Source organism: Nocardioides sp. (genome assembly GCF_036274455.1).
Lineage (GTDB): Bacteria > Actinomycetota > Actinomycetes > Propionibacteriales > Nocardioidaceae > Nocardioides.
Map to the genome: position 1 here is coordinate 16,618 of NZ_DASUFR010000083.1, position 18,174 is coordinate 34,791.

Annotated in this window: 18 protein-coding genes and 1 tRNA gene; 10 read left to right on the forward strand and 9 right to left on the reverse strand. The window is 73.5% G+C overall.

Annotated features, from left to right (window positions below; all coding sequences use genetic code 11):
• Positions 1-48 precede the first annotated feature (48 nt).
• From VFV89_RS08305 to VFV89_RS08315, 3 genes are read left to right on the forward strand one after another with little or no spacing between them, the layout of a single operon-like run.
• Positions 49-1,554 carry an iron ABC transporter permease gene (locus VFV89_RS08305; RefSeq protein ID WP_329705455.1) on the forward strand — a complete coding sequence of 502 codons (1,506 nt, stop codon included), beginning with the start codon at positions 49-51 and terminating at the stop codon, positions 1,552-1,554.
• Positions 1,551-2,603 (forward strand): ABC transporter ATP-binding protein, encoded by a 1,053-nt coding sequence (locus VFV89_RS08310; RefSeq protein ID WP_329705456.1) that lies wholly within the window; start codon positions 1,551-1,553, stop codon positions 2,601-2,603. Before VFV89_RS08305 ends, VFV89_RS08310 begins: the two co-directional genes overlap by 4 nt.
• Entirely contained in the window at positions 2,600-5,137 is a 2,538-nt protein-coding gene (locus VFV89_RS08315; protein WP_329705457.1) for an AMP-binding protein, read from the forward strand. Before VFV89_RS08310 ends, VFV89_RS08315 begins: the two co-directional genes overlap by 4 nt.
• Here VFV89_RS08315 and VFV89_RS08320 read toward each other — a convergent pair.
• A complete protein-coding gene (locus VFV89_RS08320; protein ID WP_329705458.1) occupies positions 5,109-5,534 on the reverse strand; it encodes a DUF6069 family protein in 426 nt (141 codons plus the stop codon). The genes VFV89_RS08315 and VFV89_RS08320 overlap by 29 nt on opposite strands.
• 372 nt (positions 5,535-5,906) lie before the next feature.
• Here VFV89_RS08320 and VFV89_RS08325 point away from each other — a divergent pair, with 372 nt between their 5' ends.
• Positions 5,907-6,536 (forward strand): hypothetical protein, encoded by a 630-nt coding sequence (locus tag VFV89_RS08325; RefSeq protein WP_329705459.1) that lies wholly within the window; start codon positions 5,907-5,909, stop codon positions 6,534-6,536.
• Here VFV89_RS08325 and VFV89_RS08330 read toward each other — a convergent pair.
• Positions 6,521-7,039, reverse strand: coding sequence for a DUF6328 family protein (locus VFV89_RS08330; RefSeq protein ID WP_329705460.1), 519 nt, complete (start codon positions 7,037-7,039; stop codon positions 6,521-6,523). The two genes, VFV89_RS08325 and VFV89_RS08330, sit on opposite strands and share 16 nt — an antisense overlap.
• A 346-nt stretch (positions 7,040-7,385) precedes the next feature.
• Between VFV89_RS08330 and VFV89_RS08335 the strand changes: the two genes are divergently transcribed.
• Positions 7,386-8,327, forward strand: a complete 942-nt coding sequence (locus VFV89_RS08335; RefSeq protein ID WP_329705461.1) for an iron-containing redox enzyme family protein — start codon at positions 7,386-7,388, stop codon at positions 8,325-8,327.
• Positions 8,324-8,518 carry a CDGSH iron-sulfur domain-containing protein gene (locus tag VFV89_RS08340; protein ID WP_329705462.1) on the forward strand — a complete coding sequence of 65 codons (195 nt, stop codon included), beginning with the start codon at positions 8,324-8,326 and terminating at the stop codon, positions 8,516-8,518. Before VFV89_RS08335 ends, VFV89_RS08340 begins: the two co-directional genes overlap by 4 nt.
• Before the next feature lie 169 nt (positions 8,519-8,687).
• Here VFV89_RS08340 and VFV89_RS08345 read toward each other — a convergent pair whose 3' ends face one another.
• Together VFV89_RS08345 and VFV89_RS08350 are read right to left on the reverse strand one after the other, a co-directional pair.
• Positions 8,688-9,311 carry a class I SAM-dependent methyltransferase gene (locus VFV89_RS08345; RefSeq protein WP_329705463.1) on the reverse strand — a complete coding sequence of 208 codons (624 nt, stop codon included), beginning with the start codon at positions 9,309-9,311 and terminating at the stop codon, positions 8,688-8,690.
• Positions 9,308-9,769 carry an LLM class flavin-dependent oxidoreductase gene (locus tag VFV89_RS08350; protein ID WP_329705464.1) on the reverse strand — a complete coding sequence of 154 codons (462 nt, stop codon included), beginning with the start codon at positions 9,767-9,769 and terminating at the stop codon, positions 9,308-9,310. The genes VFV89_RS08345 and VFV89_RS08350 overlap by 4 nt, the downstream gene beginning before the upstream one ends.
• A 135-nt stretch (positions 9,770-9,904) precedes the next feature.
• Here VFV89_RS08350 and VFV89_RS08355 point away from each other — a divergent pair, with 135 nt between their 5' ends.
• From VFV89_RS08355 to VFV89_RS08365, 3 genes are read left to right on the forward strand one after another with little or no spacing between them, the layout of a single operon-like run.
• The gene (locus VFV89_RS08355) at positions 9,905-10,429 is read left to right on the forward strand and encodes a hypothetical protein (RefSeq protein ID WP_329705465.1); all 525 of its coding nucleotides are present in this window, start codon (positions 9,905-9,907) and stop codon (positions 10,427-10,429) included.
• Positions 10,429-10,911, forward strand: a complete 483-nt coding sequence (locus VFV89_RS08360) for a DUF421 domain-containing protein (protein WP_329705466.1) — start codon at positions 10,429-10,431, stop codon at positions 10,909-10,911. The genes VFV89_RS08355 and VFV89_RS08360 overlap by 1 nt, the downstream gene beginning before the upstream one ends.
• A gap of 20 nt (positions 10,912-10,931) precedes the next feature.
• The gene (locus VFV89_RS08365) at positions 10,932-11,582 is read left to right on the forward strand and encodes an HAD family hydrolase (protein ID WP_329705467.1); all 651 of its coding nucleotides are present in this window, start codon (positions 10,932-10,934) and stop codon (positions 11,580-11,582) included.
• 39 nt (positions 11,583-11,621) lie between these two features.
• Here VFV89_RS08365 and VFV89_RS08370 read toward each other — a convergent pair whose 3' ends face one another.
• The gene (locus tag VFV89_RS08370; RefSeq protein ID WP_329705468.1) at positions 11,622-12,434 is read right to left on the reverse strand and encodes a sigma-70 family RNA polymerase sigma factor; all 813 of its coding nucleotides are present in this window, start codon (positions 12,432-12,434) and stop codon (positions 11,622-11,624) included.
• A gap of 175 nt (positions 12,435-12,609) precedes the next feature.
• Here VFV89_RS08370 and VFV89_RS08375 point away from each other — a divergent pair, with 175 nt between their 5' ends.
• Positions 12,610-13,245: a response regulator transcription factor gene (locus VFV89_RS08375; protein ID WP_329705469.1), complete on the forward strand. Its 636-nt coding sequence runs from the start codon at positions 12,610-12,612 to the stop codon at positions 13,243-13,245.
• Here VFV89_RS08375 and VFV89_RS08380 read toward each other — a convergent pair.
• The 4 genes from VFV89_RS08380 to VFV89_RS08395 form a co-directional block, all read right to left on the reverse strand.
• Positions 13,242-15,143 (reverse strand): KUP/HAK/KT family potassium transporter, encoded by a 1,902-nt coding sequence (locus tag VFV89_RS08380; protein ID WP_329705470.1) that lies wholly within the window; start codon positions 15,141-15,143, stop codon positions 13,242-13,244. The genes VFV89_RS08375 and VFV89_RS08380 overlap by 4 nt on opposite strands.
• On the reverse strand, positions 15,140-16,630 hold the full coding sequence (locus VFV89_RS08385; protein ID WP_329705471.1) for a selenocysteine-specific translation elongation factor: 1,491 nt from the start codon (positions 16,628-16,630) through the stop codon (positions 15,140-15,142). The genes VFV89_RS08380 and VFV89_RS08385 overlap by 4 nt, the downstream gene beginning before the upstream one ends.
• Positions 16,627-17,907: an L-seryl-tRNA(Sec) selenium transferase gene (gene selA, locus VFV89_RS08390; protein ID WP_329705472.1), complete on the reverse strand. Its 1,281-nt coding sequence runs from the start codon at positions 17,905-17,907 to the stop codon at positions 16,627-16,629. Before selA ends, VFV89_RS08385 begins: the two co-directional genes overlap by 4 nt.
• Before the next feature lie 33 nt (positions 17,908-17,940).
• Positions 17,941-18,032 (reverse strand) — tRNA-Sec (locus VFV89_RS08395).
• Between the last annotated feature and the right edge of the window lie 142 nt (positions 18,033-18,174).

Genomic DNA, 18,174 nt, shown 5'->3' on the forward strand with positions numbered 1-18,174 from the left:
CAGCTCCGCCGTGCTGGGCCGGGACAGCCGCGGCCGCCGGCGCTGCTGGTGCTCGTCGGCGTCCTGGTGGCCGCGACCAGCCTGCTGCCGCTCGGGTTCGTCGTCGTCGAGACCCTGAAGCTGGGCGGCCAGGAGGCGCACGACCTGCTGTTCCGGCAGCGCGTCGCCGACCTGCTCTGGAACACCACCCGGCTGCTGGTCGGCGGGGTCGCCCTCAGCGTCGTGATCGGTGTGCTGTGTGCGTGGCTCGTGGTCCGCACCGACCTGCCCTGGGCCGGGCTGTGGCACGGCGTCCTCTGCGCACCGCTCGCCGTGCCGGCGTTCGTCAACGGGTACGGCTGGGTGTCGACCACCCACGCGGTGCAGTCCTACCCGGGTGCGGTGCTCGTCGTGAGCCTGTCCTACTACCCCCTGGTCTACCTGCCCACGGTGGCTGCGCTGCGCCGGCTCGACTCCGCGGTCGAGGACGTCGCGGCGAGCCTCGGCACCGGGGCCTGGTCGTCGTTCGGGCGCGTGGTGCTCCCGGCGATCAGCCCGGCCGTGCTGGGCGGGGCACTCCTGGTGGGGCTGCACCTGCTCGGGGAGTACGGCGCACTGCAGCTGCTCAACTACCCCACCCTGACGACCGCGATCCTCGACCAGTACCGCATCGCCTTCAACGGCCCCGCCGCCACCCTCCTCGCGCTGGTCCTCGTGGCCTTCTGCCTGGTCCTGCTCGCCCTGGAGCTGCTCGCCCGCGGCCACCGGCGCCGGTCGCGGCTCGGCTCGGGCGTCGCCGTGACCGCCACGCGGCACCGCCTGGGGCGGACCACCCCGCTGTGGCTGGCCGGGCTGGCCGGCTTCGCCGCGCTCACTCTCGGCGTCCCTCTCACCAGCCTCGCGCGCTGGCTGCTCCACGGCAGCTCCTCCTCGCTCCCGCGCGGCGACCTGGCCGGAGCGCTCGGCACCACGCTCGGTCTCGCCGTCGCCGGGGGTCTGCTCGCGACCGCGGCCGCCCTGCCGGTCGCCTGGCTCGCCGTGCGGTACCGCGGCGTGCTCGCCACGCTGGTGGAGCGGGCGGTCTACCCGGCCAACGCGCTGCCCGGCATCGTCGTCGCGCTGGCGCTGGTCACGATCTCGATCCGCGTGGTGCCCTCGGTCTACCAGACCCTCCCGTTGCTGGTGCTCGGCTACGTGATCCTGTTCCTGCCCCGCGCGGTCGTCGGCGTGCGCTCCACCCTCGAGCTGGCGCCCCCGGTGCTCGACGAGGTGGCCACGTCGCTGGGTTGCACCCGCACCGGCGCCGCCCGCCGCGTCACCCTGCCGCTCGTGCTACCGGGCCTCGGCGCCGGCCTCGCGCTCGTCGCGCTCGCGGTCGGCACCGAGCTCACCGCGACCCTGCTGCTCGCGCCGATCGGCACCTCGACACTGGCCACCGAGTTCTGGAGCCGCGCCTCGCAGGTGGCCTACGGCGCCGCCGCCCCCTATGCCCTCTGCCTCATCCTGATCTCGGTGCCGGCCACCTGGCTGCTGGGCCGGGCCGCGCTGCGCAGCGACCCGCGGAGGCTCGGATGACCGGGCTGCAGGTCAGCCGGCTGACCAAGTCCTTCGGGCCGGTGCTGGTGCTGGACGGAGTCGACCTCGACGTGCCCGGGGGGCTCACTGCCGTCCTCGGTCCGTCCGGGTGCGGCAAGACCACCCTCCTGCGGCTGGTGGCCGGGTTCCTCGCTCCCGACGCCGGCTCGATCCGGCTCGGGGGCCGGGCGGTGGCCGGCGAGGGGGTACGGCCGATGCCGTCGCGCGACCGGCGGATCGGCTACGTGCCGCAGGAGGGGGCGCTCTTCCCGCACCTCGACGTGGCTGCGAACGTCGGCTTCGGGCTCGGGTCGCGCAGGTCGGGCGCGGCCCGCAAGCGGGTCGAGGAGATGCTCGACCTGGTCGAGCTCCCGCGGGCCGCGGGCAGCCGGCAGCCGCACGAGCTCTCCGGCGGCCAGCAACAGCGGGTGGCCCTGGCCCGGGCGCTTGCGCCGAGGCCGGACGTCGTGCTGCTCGACGAGCCGTTCTCCTCCCTCGACGCCGGGCTGCGCGAGGAGACCGGCCGGGCGGTGGCCCGGGCGCTGCGGGCCAGCGAGGCGACGGCAGTGCTGGTCACCCACGACCAGGGCGAGGCGCTCTCGCTGGCCGACCAGGTCGCGGTGATGGCGATGGGGCGCTTCCTCCAGGTCGGGACCCCGACGGAGGTCTACCTCAACCCGGCGTCGCCCGCCGTGGCGTCGTTCGTCGGCCACGCCGCGCTGGTGCCCGCCTCGGCCTACGCGGGCGGCGCCCGGTGTGCGCTCGGCGTGGTGCCGGTCCGCGGTGCCCGCGACGGACGGGTCCTGCTCGCGGTCCGGCCCGAGCAGGTGGCCGTCACCGCCAAGGACGACCCGGGCAGCCTGGCCGCCGAGGTGCTCGAGGTCTCGTTCTTCGGCCACGACGCCACCGTCGTGACTCGGGTCTCCGGCACCGACGAGATGGTCGAGCTGACCGCGCGGGTGACGGCGTCCGGCGTACCGCTCCCGGGGGCCCAGGTGGGGGTGCGCGTGGTCGGAGACGTGCTCGCCTTCCCGGAGGACGAGCGATGACCGCGCTGCCGGTCGCCCGGCCCACGCACTGGCTGCTCGGTGGCGTCGACGAGGCGACGGCGCTGGTCGAGGGGGACCGCGTGGTCACCTACGCCGAGCTCCACGACCTGGTCCGCGCCGAGCGGGAGCGGGTCGGCGGGCGCCGGCTGGTCGCGCTCGAGGCCCGGCCCACCGTCGCGTTCGTCGTCTCCTACCTGGCCGCACTGGCCGGCGGGCACCCGGTGCTGCTGCTGGCCGAGGGTGGCCTGCACCGGCACGAGCACCTGCTCGCGACCTATCGCCCCGGGACGGCCGACGCGCTGCACCCGGACCTGGCGCTCCTGCTCTCGACGTCCGGGTCGACCGGGTCGCCGAAGCTGGTCCGGCTGTCGAGGTCCAACCTGCTCGCCAACGCGCGGAGCATCGTCGGCTACCTCGGGCTGCACGCCGGCGACGTCGGCGTCACCTCGCTGCCGCTGCACTACTGCTACGGCCTCTCCGTGCTGCACAGCCACCTGCTGGCCGGCGCCTCCGTCGTGCTCACGGACCTCTCCGTGGCCGACGCCTGCTTCTGGGACCTCGCCGAGCGGACGGGGGTGACCGGGCTCGCCGGCGTGCCGCACACCTATGCGCTCCTCGACAGCATCGGCTTCGGCAGCCGCGTGCTCCCGCGGCTCCCCGCGCTGCGCTACCTGACCCAGGCCGGTGGCCGGATGCCACCGGACCGGGTGCGCGACTACGCCGGGCTGTGCCGGGAGCGCGGCATCGACCTGTTCGTCATGTACGGACAGACCGAGGCCACCGCCCGGATGGCCTACCTCCCACCCGAGCTCGCGTTCGACCATCCCGACACCGTCGGGATCCCGGTCCCCGGCGGGTCCTTCCGCATCGCCCCGGTGCGCGGCGCCCCGCCGGGCTGCGGTGAGCTCGTCTATTCGGGGCCCAACGTGATGATGGGGTACGCCGAGTCGCTCGCCGACCTGGCCCGGGGCCCCGAGGTCGGAGACCTGCACACCGGCGACCTGGCCCGGATGACCGCGGCGGGGCTCGTGCAGGTGATGGGCCGGCTGGACCGGCAGGCCAAGGTGCTCGGCCACCGCGTGGACCTCGACCGGGTCGAGGCTGCTCTCGGCGACGCCGGGGTCGAAGCCCGGCTCGTGGCCCGGCCGGACCGCCTGTGGGCGTTCACCACCCGGGCCCGCGCCCGTGCGCGGGTCCGGGACCTCGTGGAGGCAGCGGCCGGCCTGCGCGGCGCCGCGGTCCGGGTCGAGGTCGTCGACGAGCTGCCGGTGGCTGCGTCCGGCAAGCCGGACGAGGCGGCGCTGCGCGCGCACGTCGAGCGCGAGGAGGCGCTGCGCTCCGCGCCGCCTACCGGCCCGGTCACCGCCGAGGAGCTCCGGGACCTCTACGCCGTGGTCCTGGGCCGGCCACGCGCGAGCGTCTCCGACTCCTTCGTCGCGCTGGGTGGTGACTCGCTGTCCTACGTCGAGGTGTCGACCCGGCTGGGAGAGCGGCTGGGGACGCTGCCGGCGGGGTGGCCGTCGCTGACCCCGGCCGAGCTGGCGGCGCTCGGGCGGCAGCGCCCGGCCCACCGGCGTACGGTGCCGGTCGACGTCTCGGTCCTGGTGCGTGCGATCGCGATCACGATGGTCGTGGTCACCCATGTGGACCTGCGCCAGTGGCAGGGCGGAGCGCACGTGCTCCTGGCGGTCGCTGGCTACAACCTCGCCCGGTTCCAGCTCGCCGTGCCCGGGCGGCGCGACCGCGTGATGGGGCTGTTGCGCGGCGCCCGGTCGGTGGCGCTGCCGGCCTTCCTCTTCGTCGGGGCGCTGGCCGCCGTGGGCCACGACTACCGGTGGCCGACCGCCTTCCTCGTCAACGGCCTGGTCGGGAGCGACAGCTGGGACGCGCAGTGGCAGCTCTGGTTCCTCGAGGTGCTGGTGTGGTGCTACCTGGGGCTGGCGCTGCTGCTTGCGGTGCCCTTGCTGGACCGGACCCAGCGGGCCGCGCCGTTCCTCTCGGCGCTGGTGGCGCTCGCGGTCACGCTGGTCGTCCGCTACGCGTGGACCGGGGTCGAGGCCGGCCCCACCGAGCGCTACACGCTCGGCGTTGTGGCCTGGTGCCTCGCCCTGGGCATGTGCGCGGCGTACGCGCGGACCCTGCCGCAGCGGCTGCTGGTCGCCGCGCTCGCGGTCGTCGCGACGGCCGGCTTCTTCGGCGACGCCCGGCGAGAGGCCGTGGTCGCGGCCGGCGTCGTGCTGTTGCTCGCCGGCCGGCCGGTGCGGCTGCCGTCGTGGGCGGCGTGGGCGCTCGGCCTGCTCGCCTCCGCGTCGCTGTGGATCTACCTCACGCACTGGCAGGTCTACCCACCGCTCGAGGACAGCGGTCACCGGACGATGGCGCTGCTCGGCTCTCTGGTGGTCGGCCTCGCGGTGTACGCCGGGGTGACCTGGCTGACGCGTACCCTCCGGGCGCACCGAAGGGCCGCACCCGGGTGGCAGCCGGGGCGGCCCTTCCGGGCGGGGGTCACCGGCGGGCGAGGCGCGGGACGATGATCGCGGCCGCGACCACGTGGGTCAGCATCAGGCCCGCCGTGCTCACGGGGCCGTCGCCCAGGGCCAGGTCGGGCACGCACGACAGCGCGGTGAGCGCGATCGTGGCCCGGATGAACGTGGTCCGACTGGTGTGCCGGGCCATCACGATGCCGACCACGGTCGCGACCAGGACCATCTGGCCGAAGGCGAGCAGGGGGATCGGGCCGTCGGTGACGGCCAGCGGGTGGCCGACGGCCCGGAAGGCCGCGGCGACCGCGGTCGCCGCGACCGCGGCCACGACGCCGACGGCGAGACCCCTCTTCCAGGTGACCCGGTCACCGGTGGCACCGGTGCGGTCCGTGGTCCCGGCGTAGGCAGTAGTGCGGCTGGTGGTGGGGCTGAAGGTGGTGGTGCTCATCTCGCGCTCCTCGAAGGTGGGGGAGCGACGCGGTGCCGCTCCGTCACCCTCTCCACGAACGCCGATGACCTGATACGACCGCGACCGGAGAACGGGCGTGCCGCATGAGAACGGCGCCCCGACTGTGGGGCGGGGCGCCGCCAGCCGGTCCCGCGCGGGGGGGGGTGCGCGGAAGCCGCCGCTGTGCCCTTCCAACGACCGATGCCGGGTTAGGTTCACGCCGGTCTGGACCTGTGCCCCGTTTCGCCCGCGCCGACGGGTGGCCATGCGGAGCCTGACCGACCGATCCGCCACCCGGTCGGCGCCTCTTGGGTACGGTTGCGTGGTCCCGCGCGGGACGCCTCGTCCCCGCGCCGTGAATCGGGGGAATGCATGAACGCTCGCGCCATCATCAAGGCTGCCTCGGCACTGGCCGGCATCTCGTTGTCCGTGCTCGGTCTCGCCGCTCCTGCCCAGGCCGGGCAGTGGGTCGGCACCGACCCCGGGCACGACGTGGCGGCGTACAGCTGCAAGCCGGGCTGCCACTGGAAGGACGCGCCCGGCAACGCCAGCGCGGACATGGTGCGCGAGCAGGTGACCTACCGCCACGAGAAGATCAAGATCACCGTGACGGTGCGCGACCTCGACACCTCCTCCGCGTTCGCGCTCACGAGCATCCTGAAGAAGACCGAGCGGGCCGGGCGCTACTACGGCGTCATCGCGGCGTTCTCTCCCGGCAAGACCCCGCAGGTCACCATCCGCAACCCGCACGGCACCCCGGTCTCGTGTGGCGCCGCGACACCGAGGGTCGCCGGCGACAAGATCAAGGTGGTCGTGCCGGCGCGCTGCCTGCACTCGCCCGACTGGGTCCGCTGGAGCGGCTACATGCGGGTGATCTTCCCGGGCGACCTCGACAACGACGCCAAGTTCGAGGGCTACTTCGACAAGTTCCGCACCAGCAGTGACACGCCGCTGAACAAGCACACCTACGAGTTCTCGCGGCGGATCTACCGCGCGGCCTGATCGGCCGCGCGCGTCCTCGCCAGCAGGACCCGCGGCAGCACGAGCATCAGCGCGGCCAGCACCGCCAGGAGTGCACCTCCCACGATCAGGGCCGCGGTCAGGTCCACGACGACGTCGAAGACGAAGGTGACGATGCCGGCCGCGAGCAGGCTGAGCAGGCCGAGCGCGACCTGGGCGAGGACGTGCGCGGCATCGACCAGCTTCTCCTTCACGCGCAGGCCGGACAGCTGCCGGTGGATCGCGACCGGGCTGAGCACGACGGCGATCACCAGCGCGGCCAGCACGACCAGGACGAGGTAGAACCGCTCCTGGGCCGTGGAGAGGTCGCTGAACCTCTGCTGGAACGGCAGCGTCAGCAGGAACCCCGCGGTCAGCTGGGCGCTGGTCTGGATGACGCGCAGCTCCTGCAGCAGGTCGTCGTACTTGCGGTCCTGGCGCTCGGCCGCGCTCTCGTCGCGCTCCTTGTCGGGGCGCTGGTCGGGGTCTTCCGGGTCCTGGTCCATCCGCATCCTCCTTGGCGGAGGGGGTACCCGAATGGCGAACGCCCCGTCACGCTGCGCAAGGGACGGGGCGTTCGGCGGCTCACGAGATGTGCTCTCGACATCGACAACACCGACACACCGAGAACGTCTCAGTCTCGCTCTTCGACAGTGCCCGGGCAACCTCGCCGGGCAACCCACCCCAAGGGGTGGTAGATCCGAAGACCTGACGAATCAGGCCGGATAGGGAGCCCCGGCGAGCCGACCGGCCAGGTGTGCGGCGTTCGCGCGTCGTCCCAGTGGGGTGGAGCGACCGGTTCACCCGTTCGGGTGGTCGTGGCCGGTGACCTGCGCGGATACCTGCATAGGTGTGACCGCACTTCCGAAGCCGCGGGGCCGGCTCAGCGAGAGCGTACTCGCCCGCCTGGGCGACCAGCCGACCCACGCCACCGGACTGCCGGTGCCCGAGTCGGAGGAGGATGCCGCGATCACGCTGTGGACGCTGCACGAGCTGTCCTACTGCGGCTTCGAGGACGTCGACGACGGCGCCGAACGCGACCCCGACCTGTTCCGGGTGCGCTGCGTGCTGGAGGACGACCTGGAGCGCAGGCTCCGGTCCCGCTGGCCGGGCGTCCCGGACGTCCACCTGGCCACCGGCTTCTTCGACTGGGTCGCCGCGCACGACGGGCCCTCACTGGCCCGGTTCGTCCAGACGAAGGCGACCGAGGACCAGGTGCTCGACCTGCTGCGGATCCGCTCGGTCTACCACCTCAAGGAGGCCGACCCGACCGCGTGGGTCATCCCGAGGCTGCCGGCCGGACCGAAGGCGGCGCTGGTCGAGCTCCAGTACGACGAGTACGGCGCCGGCGACCCCGAGCGGCTGCACCACGCGCTCTGGGCGCGGGGCATGGAGGCGAGCGGGCTGCGGCCCGAGACCGGCGCCTACGTCGACGAGGCGCCCGTCGAGGTGCTCGAGCAGAACAACGCCCTGTCGGCGTTCGGCCTGCAGCGCCGGCTGCGGGCCGCCGCGCTCGGTCACCTGGCCGCGTTCGAGGCCACGAGCTCGCTCCCGTCGCGCCGGATGGCGCAGGGGCTGGAGCGGCTCGGGTTCCCGGCCGAGATGGTGGCCTACTACACCGAGCACGTCGAGGCCGACGCGGTGCACGAGCAGGTCGCACTTCGCGACATCTGCGTGCGGCTCGTCGAGGACGAGCCGCGCCTGGAACCGGACGTGTGGTTCGGCGCCTGGGCCTGCCTGGAGCTCGAGAACCGCACCGCGCGGCGGCTGCTGGACTCCTGGGGCGTCTCGTGAGCCGCCCGGACGTCTACCTCTGCCCGGGCGGGCCGATGCTGCTGCGCGGCGAGCACGTCGTCGTCGACGACGACGGCACCGAGCACCCCACGACCCGCCCGGTCTCCGCGGTCTGCCGCTGCCACAAGTCCCGGTCCAAGCCGTGGTGCGACGGCACCCACAAGCTGCTGCCCGAGCGGCTCCGGCCTTAGCCTGGATCCACCGATTCCCGCCTGCTGCGCGCCACCGTTCGGGCACGCTGGCGGCGTTGGCATCGCTCGATGGGCGGCCAAGCACGTCGTCGCTCCGCCGCCTTGCCATCGCACCCGACCGGTGACGCTCGCGACGCCGCGAATCGGTGGATCCAGGCTTGGCGACCCGTCAGATCCTCCGGTCGAGCCGGACCAGCGCGCCCTCCTCGAACTCGCGGACCTCCACCACCCGCAGCGCGTCCTGTCTCGCCACGAGCCCGGTCACCTCCCCGACCTGGGTCGGCCCCACCTGCAGCACCGACGATCCGGTCGGCATCAGGTGGTCGGCGATCACGGTGAGACAGAGCCGCACCAGGTCCAGCCCATCGGGTCCTCCGTCGATCGCGCTCGCCGGGTCCTCGGGGTAGCTACCGACCAGGGCGCGCTCGACCCACGGAGGGTCCGCGATGATGATCGGGAACTGCTCCGCCGGGTGCAGCACGACGTCCATCGGGCCCTCGCGCACGTCGACCCGCAGCCCGTTGGCCCGGGCGTTCTCGCGGACCAGGTCGCAGGCGGCGGGGTTGGCGTCGACGCAGACCAGCGGCCGCGGCGCCTCCTGAACGGCCAGCAGGCCGATGTGGCCCGCGCCGGAGCACAGCTCCAGCACCTGGCCGGGTGGGGATGCCGCGATCAGCTCGGCGGCCCAGTACGACTGCGCCGTGGTCCAGTCCCGCGGGGCCAGCACGCGCTCGTCGTACTGGATGGTGAGCCCTCCGAAGTCGTGCACCCGGTCCGCGGATCGCGACGTCATGGGGTGGCCTCGCGCAGCCTCCCCAGCAGCGGCTCGGCGGCTTCGTCGAGGAAGCGCCCCTGACCCTCCTCACCCACCTGCACCACCGCGACGTCGGTGAAACCCGCGTCCCAGAAGCTGCTGACCGCCTCGACGACCTTGTCGAGGTCAGGCCCGCACGGGATCGACTCGGCCACGTCGTCCGGGCTGACGAACTGGCTCTGAGCCACCACCGCCGGGTGGTAGCGGATGGTCGGACAGGTCACGTAGGTCATCAGCCCGACCCGCTCGGTGGCCTGGGCGACGGCGCCCAGGACGCTCCAGGCGTACGGCGCGTGGCCCTGCTCGGTGAGCCACGGCGAGTAGTGGTCGCTGCAGACCTCGAAGTCGAAGCCCTTCTGCTCGGCGGCGACGGCATACCGGACCAGCTCGCGTGAACAGGACTGCTCTGTCATCAGGGTGTAGCCGAACCGGGTCATGCGGGCGCGGTACCCCGCTGCGGCGCCGTCCGACACCGGTGAGGGTCGTCTCTTCTGCTCGGCGCGCGGGCCGGTCGCCGGGCCGGTCGCCGGGGACGGGCGTGCCGGGCGCTCACGCGGGATACCGGCTGGGTCGTGACGACCCTGCCCGACACCTCCTTGGAGGGGCTGGAGACCAGGCGCCAGGACGTCCAGGGCGCCTGGTGGCGCCGGGCGTTCCTGGTGCTCCTCGCACTCGTCGTGGCCGCCGGCCTCGCGGGCTTGCTCGGGATGCGCGACGCCACGGCCGGCGCGCAGGAGGAGGGCTGGTCGCTCGAGGTGCGGTACGCCGCCACGGCGCGTGCGGGGCTCGACGTGCCGCTCGTGGCGACGGTCAAGCACGAGGGGGGCTTCGACAAGGAGGTCACCCTGGCGCTGACCGGGGACTACCTGGACATCTTCGAGACGCAGGGGTTCCACCCCGAGCCGTCCGGCGAGACCCGCGACGGCCACACGCTCTACCTCACCTTCGACGCGCCGCCGACGGGCGACACCCTGACCGTCGCCTACGACGCCTACATCCAGCCCGCGTCGCAGGTCGGCAAGGACGCGACGGTGGCGGTGTGGGTCGACCAGCACGAGGTCGCGCCGGTCCGGATCGAGACGAGGTTGGTGCCCTGATGGAGATCGTGCTGCGCGCCTTGGTGGTGTTCCTCTTCCTCTGGGCGATCACTCGGGCGGTCGGCCGCTCGACGCTGGGCGAGCTGAGCACATTCGAGCTGCTGCTCTACGTGACCATGGGCGACCTGGTGCAGCAGGCCGTGACCCAGCAGGACTACTCGGTGACCGGTGCGGTCCTGGCCGTCGGCACCTTCGCGCTGCTGACCGTGGCCCTGTCGTGGACGCAGTGGCGGTTCCCGCGGAGCCGGGACCTGATCAACGGCCGGGCCGTGCTCGTCGTCCGCGACGGCCGGCTCGAGGAGGCGACCATGCGCCGGCAGCGCCTCTCGGTGTCGGACCTGCTGGTAGCGGCCCGCGAACAGGGCATCCGGCACACCAACGAGATCCAGTTCGCGGTGCTCGAGGCGGACGGACGGATCTCGTTCTTCACCCGGGAGGGCGACGAGTCCTCGGGCGCGCCGGAGAAGCCGCCCCAGAGCTGACCTCTGAGATCGGAGCTGCGATGACAAGTCACGACACCGTCGTCCTCGACGTGGACGGCACCCTGCTCGACTCCAACTACCACCACACCGTGTCCTGGGCCAGCGCGTTCGAGAGCGTCGGTGTGACCGTCCCGCTGTGGCGCATCCACCGCCACATCGGCATGGGTGGCGACCGGCTCGTGCCCGCGGTCGCAGGTGACGAGGTCGAGCAGCGCTGTGGCGAGGCCGTCCGCGACGCCTGGAAGAAGGAGTACGACGGGCTCATCGACCGGACCCGGCTCTTCGACCGGGCCCGGGACCTGCTCGTCGCGATCCACGACGCCGGGGTCGACGTGGCCCTGGCCAGCTCGTCGATCCCCGAGCACGCCGAGCACGCCTTCGATCTCCTCGACGCGGAGGCCCTCACCGACACCGCGACCACCTCCGAGGACGCGGAGGAGTCCAAGCCGCACCCCGAGCTCGTGGACGAGGCGCTGTCCCGCGTCGGCGGTGCGCGCGCATGCCTGGTCGGCGACTCGGTCTGGGACGTCGAGGCTGCGAAGCGCGCCGGCGTGCCGGCGTACGCCGTGCTGACGGGCGGCTACGGGCGCGCCGAGCTGGAGGAGGCCGGCGCGGTGGCGGTGTACGCCGACGTGGCCGACCTGCTCGACCATGTCGACGACTGGCTCTGACCCTGCGGCGCCCGAACTCAGCCTGGATCCGGGCTCAGCTCAGACCAGCTCGGCCCGCATGGTCCGGAAGATCCGCTCGAGCAGTCGCGAGACCTGCATCTGGGTGACGCCGAGGGTCTCGCCGATCTCGCTCTGGCTCTGGTCCTCGATGAACCGCAGGTAGAGGATCCGCCGGTCGCGCTCCGACAGCTTCTGCATCACCGGAGCAAGCGCCTCGCGAGCTTCGACCAGGTACTTCTCCCGCTCGTCGTCGGTGCCGATCAGCTCGCCCATCGGGGTCGCGGACTCACCGACCGGCAGGTCGAGCGACGGCGGCTGGAAGCAGCCGAACCCCTGGACCGCCTCGTCGAGCTCGGTGGTGCTGCAGCCCACGTCGTCGGAGACCTCGGCGTCGGACGGAGGCCGGCCCAGCTCCTGGGAGAGGTGGTCGATGCTGCGGCTGATCCGCCACTGCAGCTCCTGGATCCGCCGCGGCGGGCGGACCATCCAGCTCTGGTCGCGGAACCACCGCTGCACCTCGCCACGGATCGTCGGGACGGCATAGGTCAGCAGGTCCGGCCGCACGGTCGGGTCGAACTTGTGGACCGCCTTCACCAGCCCTTCGAACGCCGCTTGCTCGAGGTCCTCGGCGGGTACGCCGCGGCCGCGGTAGCGGGCCGCCACCGCCTCGGCCACCCCGCGGTTGAGGAGCACGACCTCGTCCAGCAGCTCGAGGCGGTGGGCCTCGTCGCGGGTATCGTGCGCCTCGCACAGCAGCACCCGAGTGCGCTCGCTGCGCTCGTCGCGGCTGCTGGGACGCGCGTCGTGGTCGTGCGCCCGGGTGGACAGCTCGACTGACGACAGCCGGCTCATGGCGCCCCCCCTCGAGTGGGGATGGAGCGCCCAGCCGGCTGCTTCAGCGGGGACATGACCTGGTTCCTCCCTAACCCCTTTCCCCACCCCCGGGGGTGGGAAACCTCACCCCTGGGGGTGAAGGGACCCGAAAGGACCAGGAGCGTGAACCGTTCTTGACGGGGCACTGGGTCGCGTGGCCCGAAAGAGTGTGCCCGGACCGCTACGGATCGGGGTCCTCAACGACTTCCCGATCGTGGTGGCCGGGTTGACGGCGATGCTCGCGCCGTACCGCGAACGGGTCGAGGTGGTCGAGCAGCACACGGGCGTCGACCTCGCCGGTGACGTCGACCTCGTGCTCTACGACACCTTCGGCGCCGCCGACCACGCCGCCGACGGGGTCAGGTCGCTGGTTCGACGGTGCAGGGTGCCGGTGGTGGTGTTCAGCTGGACGACCGACCCCGAGCTGGTCGGTCAGGCACTCGAGGCCGGCGCCGCGGGGTTCCTGCCCAAGAGCCTGGCGCCCGAGCAGCTCGTCCTCAGGTTGGAGCAGCTCCAGGGTGGGCTCGAGGTGGACCCGGCGCAGGTGGGACGTCGCCGTGCCCGGGCGTCCGACTGGCCCGGCGCGGAGCACGGGCTGACCCCCCGGGAGGCGGAGGTCGTCGCGCTCATCGCCCGCGGCCTGTCCAACAAGGACATCGCGGACCGCAGCTACCTCAGCATCAACTCGGTGAAGACCTACATCCGCACGGCGTACCGGAAGATGGGGGTCAAGACCCGGCCGCAGGCGGTGCTGTGGCTACTGCGGCACGGCTTCGACCCGGAGCCTTAGCGTGGATCCGGGCCAAGCCGTTCAGAGGTCGAACTCGCGCCCCACGACGATGGTCCGGGCGCGCGGCAGCGCCAGCTGCTCGGCCCGGTCGGTGGCGAGCCGGTCCAGCACCAGGAAGAGCCGCTGGCGCCACATCGCCATCGCTCCGCCGCGAGCCAGCCTGGGGATCGGCTGGGAGACGAAGTAGACGGCGCCCCCGGGGTCGACCCCCTCGAGTGCAGCGGGCTCCTGCTCGCAGGCCGCGCCCAGCACGTGGCCGATGTCGAGCCGTTCGCGGTAGCCCAGGGCCACGTCGACGCCCACGTGCCGGCGTACCGGTCCCCGAAGGTGTCCACCTGCACGGCCGCCTCATGGGCCCGGGCCGACGGCTTGTCCTCGACGTGCCAGCTGAGCAGCACCACCTGCTCGGGGAGCGTCCGGCCGAGCGTGACCAGGGCCCGGAGCGCGATCGGCGCGACCTCCTTGTCCCGGGTCAGGAACACAGCGGCGCCCGAGATGCGGCGGATCCCGTCGTGGCGGAGCGCATCGAGCACGTCGGTCGGCCTCTGCTCCTCGCGGCGGCGCTCCGCGGCCAGCCGCCGCTGGCCGCTCCACCACGTGGACATGACCAGGAAGAACACAACGCCGATGCCGACCGGCACCCATCCGCCCGAGGGCAGCTTGGGCAGGCTGGCCGCGAAGAAGGCGAGCACGACGAGGCCGCAGAGGATTCCAACGACCCGCGGAAGCCGGGCCGCGCCGCTGACCCGCATCAGCACGAGGAACACGGTGACGTCGATGAGGAAGGTGCCGGACACCGCCACGCCGTACGCCGAGGACAGCCGGGTCGAGCTGCCGAACCCCACCACCACGAGAAGGACTGCCACGCCGAGGCACCAGTTGACCGCGGGCACGTAGATCTGCCCCGCGTGCTGGGGCGAGGGGTGGTGGGTGCGCAGGTAGGGGAACAGGCCCAGGCCGCCGGCCTGGTGCACGACGGTGAACGCGCCGGCGATGACCGCCTCCGAGGCGATGATGGTCGCCAGCGTCGCGACCACCAGGACCGGGATGGTGGCCCAGCCCGGGACCACGGCGTAGAACGGCTCGCTGGCCGCCGACGGGTCGCGGAGAACCTCTGCGGCCTCGCCGAGGTAGGCGAGCACCAGAGCGGGCAGGACGAGGGCCAGCCAGGACCAGAGGATGGGTGAGCGGCCGAAGTGGCCCAGGTCGGTGTAGAGCGCCTCGGCGCCGGTGACCACCAGCACCACCGAGCCCAGGCTCAGGAACGCGGTGAGCGGGTCGTGGAGGACGAACAGCACGGCCCAGTGCGGGGAGAGCACGGCGAGCACCTGCGGGTCACCGGCGAGCGACACCGCTCCGGTCGCACCGAGCACCCCGAACCAGACCAGCATCACCGGGCCGTAGACCTTCCCGATCCCGCCGCTGCCGATCCGCTGGAGGACGAAGACGCCGGCGAGGATCACCACCGCGACGGGCAGGACGAGGCTCTTCAGCGACGGGCTGGCGACCTCGAGCCCCTCGGCGGCCGAGAGCACCGAGATGGCCGGGGTGATCACGCTGTCACCGAGGAACATCGACGCACCGACCATGCCGAGGATCGACACGACGGTGACCGTGCGGGTCCGCTTCGTCGTACGCCGGACCAGGGCGACCAGCGCCAGGAGCCCGCCTTCGCCCTCGTTGTCGGTGCGCATCAGGAGGTTCAGGTAGAGGACGGTGACGACGATGACCAGCGACCAGATCACCATCGAGGTCAGGCCGTAGACAGTGTCCTGGGAGAGGTCGTTGCCCTCCTTGAGGATCCCTCGCAGCGCGTAGAGCGGGCTGGTGCCGATGTCGCCGAACACGACCCCGAGCGCACCGACCATGAGGGCTGGCGTCGCTCGGTCCTGCTTCACCTCTCCCGGGTACCCCGCAGCCGCCGGGTGTCGTCGGCCAGCCGGACCGTCCGCCCGGTCCTGTCGAGGTGGGCGAGCAGCGGGAGAGCCACCCGCCGACTGGTGCCGAGCGCCTGGCGGGCCGCGCTGGTGGTGAACGGCGGTGCGAGCTCAGCGAGCCGATCCACCGCCTCGGAGTCGGCGCCGGGGAGCAGCACCACGCCCGGCGCCACCCGGAGCACCCGGCCCGCGCGGTGCAGCCGCGCCGCGGTGGCGTCGTCGAGCCCGATCGCGGCCAGCTCGGCGGCGTCGGGGGCTGCGAACGGCCGGCCGGAGAGATGGGCGGCCAGCCGGTCGAGCGCCTGCTCGACAGCTGGGTCCGGCGCCGGCTCGGGTGCCTCCTCCGGAGCACGCTCGGGCTCGGGCTCGGCAGGCGGCGCCTGGCCGGAGAGGACCAGTGCGCGCCGGGCTGCTGCGCCGCGGCGGGTCAGGGGCGGAGGAGCGCTGTCGAGCACCCGCACCCCCCACACCGTGCGGCTGCCGGGGTCACGCAGCACGGCGCGGTCGCCCGTCCGGAGCGGGAGCGGCTCGCCGAGCCCGAGCCGGACCAGGTTGCCGGCGAGCGGCCGGACCCGCACCTCCTGCGAGGACGACCCGACGTGCAGCACCGGCCGCTCGGGCGGCGCGCCATCGCCGCGGAGCTCGACGTCGACGGTCTCGGTGAGCGGGTGGCTGCCCGGGGTGACCAGCGCACGCCCGCGCCGGATGCCGTCCGGCGCGCGGCCGCCGAGGTCGACCGCCACCCGCGCCACCCCGGACACCCGGTCCCGGGCTGCCTCGAGCGACTCCAGGCCGCGCACCCGGACCGGCGCCCCGTCCATCTCGAACCGGTCGCCCACTGCGATCGTCCCCTCGGCCAGGGTGCCGGTGACGACGGTCCCCGCGCCTCGGACGTGGAACTGCCGGTCGACCCACAGCCGCACCGGGGCGTCCGGGTCCGGCTCCGGCACCGCGTGGAGCACGTCGGCCAGGGCGGAGCGCAGGGCGTCGAGGCCCTCGCCGGTGCGGCCGCTCACCACGACGTGCGGCGCCCGTGCCAGCGAGGTCCGGGCCAGCCGGGCTCGCGCCTGGCGGACTGCCTCGGCCGGCTCGGCCAGGTCGGCGCGGGTGACCACGAGCAGCCCGTGCTCGACGCCGAGCGCGTCCAGGGCGGCGAGGTGCTCCTCGGCCTGCGGCATCCAGGGGTCGTCGGCGGCCACCACGAACAGGGCCACCGGCACCGGGCCCATTCCGGCGAGCGCCGTGCTGACGAACCGCTGGTGGCCCGGCACGTCGACGAAGGCGACCTCGCCGACACCCGGGAGGTCGGTCCAGGCGTAGCCGAGCTCGATCGACAGGCCGCGCCGGCGCTCCTCCTCCAGCCGGTCGGGGTCGCGGCCGGTCAGGGCACGGATCAGCGTGGACTTGCCGTGGTCGACGTGACCAGCGGTGACGACGACATGCATCATTCTCTGCGCAGTGCGCGCACCGCGGCCACGATGCGGGCGTCGTCCTCGGGAGGTACGGCGAGCAGGTCGAGGAGGAGCCGTCCTCCCTGCACGTGCCCCACGACCGGGTCCACCCCGGTGCGCAGGGGCAGGGCCAGCTCCTCGGGAAGCGTGACCGCGGCGCTGGCGAGCTCGACGCCCGGCGCCCCACCACCGCCGACCCGGCCCACCGACTCGACCGCGTCACCTCCGACCGCCTCGGCGATCGCCCTGGCCCGGACCATCAGCTCGCGGCGGTCCGAGACCAGGCCTCGGGCGACCGGCGTGGTCCCGCCCGTGAGCGTTGCCTCCAGCGCCGCCAGAGTGAGCTTGTCGACCCGGAGCGCCCGGGCCATCGGGTGCCGGCGCAGCTGCTGGACCAGGTCGGCCCGGCCGAGCACGAGGCCGGCCTGCGGCCCGCCGAGCAGCTTGTCGCCCGACGCGGTGACCAGCGCGGCGCCGTCACGCAGGGACGTGGAGGCGTCCGGCTCGTCGGGAAGCCGTGGGTGCGGGCGGAGCAGCCCCGACCCGATGTCGGCCACGACCGGGACCGACAGCCTCGCCAGCTCGCGGACCGGCACCGAGGCGGTGAACCCCTCGACCCGGAAGTTCGACGGGTGCACCTTGAGCACCAGCGCGACCTGGTCGTCGACGGCCTTGGTGTAGTCCTCGACCCGCACCCGGTTGGTCGTCCCGACCTCCCGCAGCTCGGCCCCGAAGGACTCCAGGAGCTCGGGGATCCGGAACCCGTCGCCGATCTCCACGAGCTCTCCGCGTGCGACGACCACCTTCCGGCCGCGGCCCAGGGCGCCGGCCACGAGCCCGAGCGCGGCTGCACCGTTGTTGACCACGTGCGCGGCCTCGGCGTCCGGTACCGCGGCCAGCAGCGCCGCGACCGCGGCCGCGCCGCGCGGCCCTCTCCGGCCAGTGGTGAGGTCCAGCTCCACGTCGGTCGGCCCGGCAGCGGTGACGATCGCCTCGACCGCGGCGGCCGAGAGGGGAGCACGGCCGAGGTTGGTGTGGACCACGACGCCGGTGGCGTTGACGACCGGGCGCAGCGAGGTGCCCGCGGACGGCAGGTCGCGCAGCACGGCGTCGACGACGTCGCGCGCGGCGAGCTCCTGCCGGCGTACCTGCTCGAGTCGCCCGACCACCGCCGTCTTGACCTGCTCGCGTCCCAGCCGCTGTGCCACCTCGGCCAGCCGCGGGTCGTCCAGCACCGTGTCGGTGCGAGGCACCTGCCGCCGCGGGTCGCTCACGGCGTCACGGTATCCAGTGACAAGTGAGCAGAGCGGAGGCGGACGGGAATCGAACCCGCCTGACCGAGATGCTCGGCCACAACGGTTTTGAGGACCGCGCCCGTCACCAGACGAGGTACGCCTCCACAGAGCAGCGTAGGGAGTCGTGGTTCGCCCTCCGACGGTGGCTGAGGTGCGAGGCCGTTCACGGCCGAGCCTCGAAGCCTCCAGGGTAGGCACCCGGGGTGGGGGTGGGTCCCAGCCCCGGCTCACCAGGCTTCGAGGCTC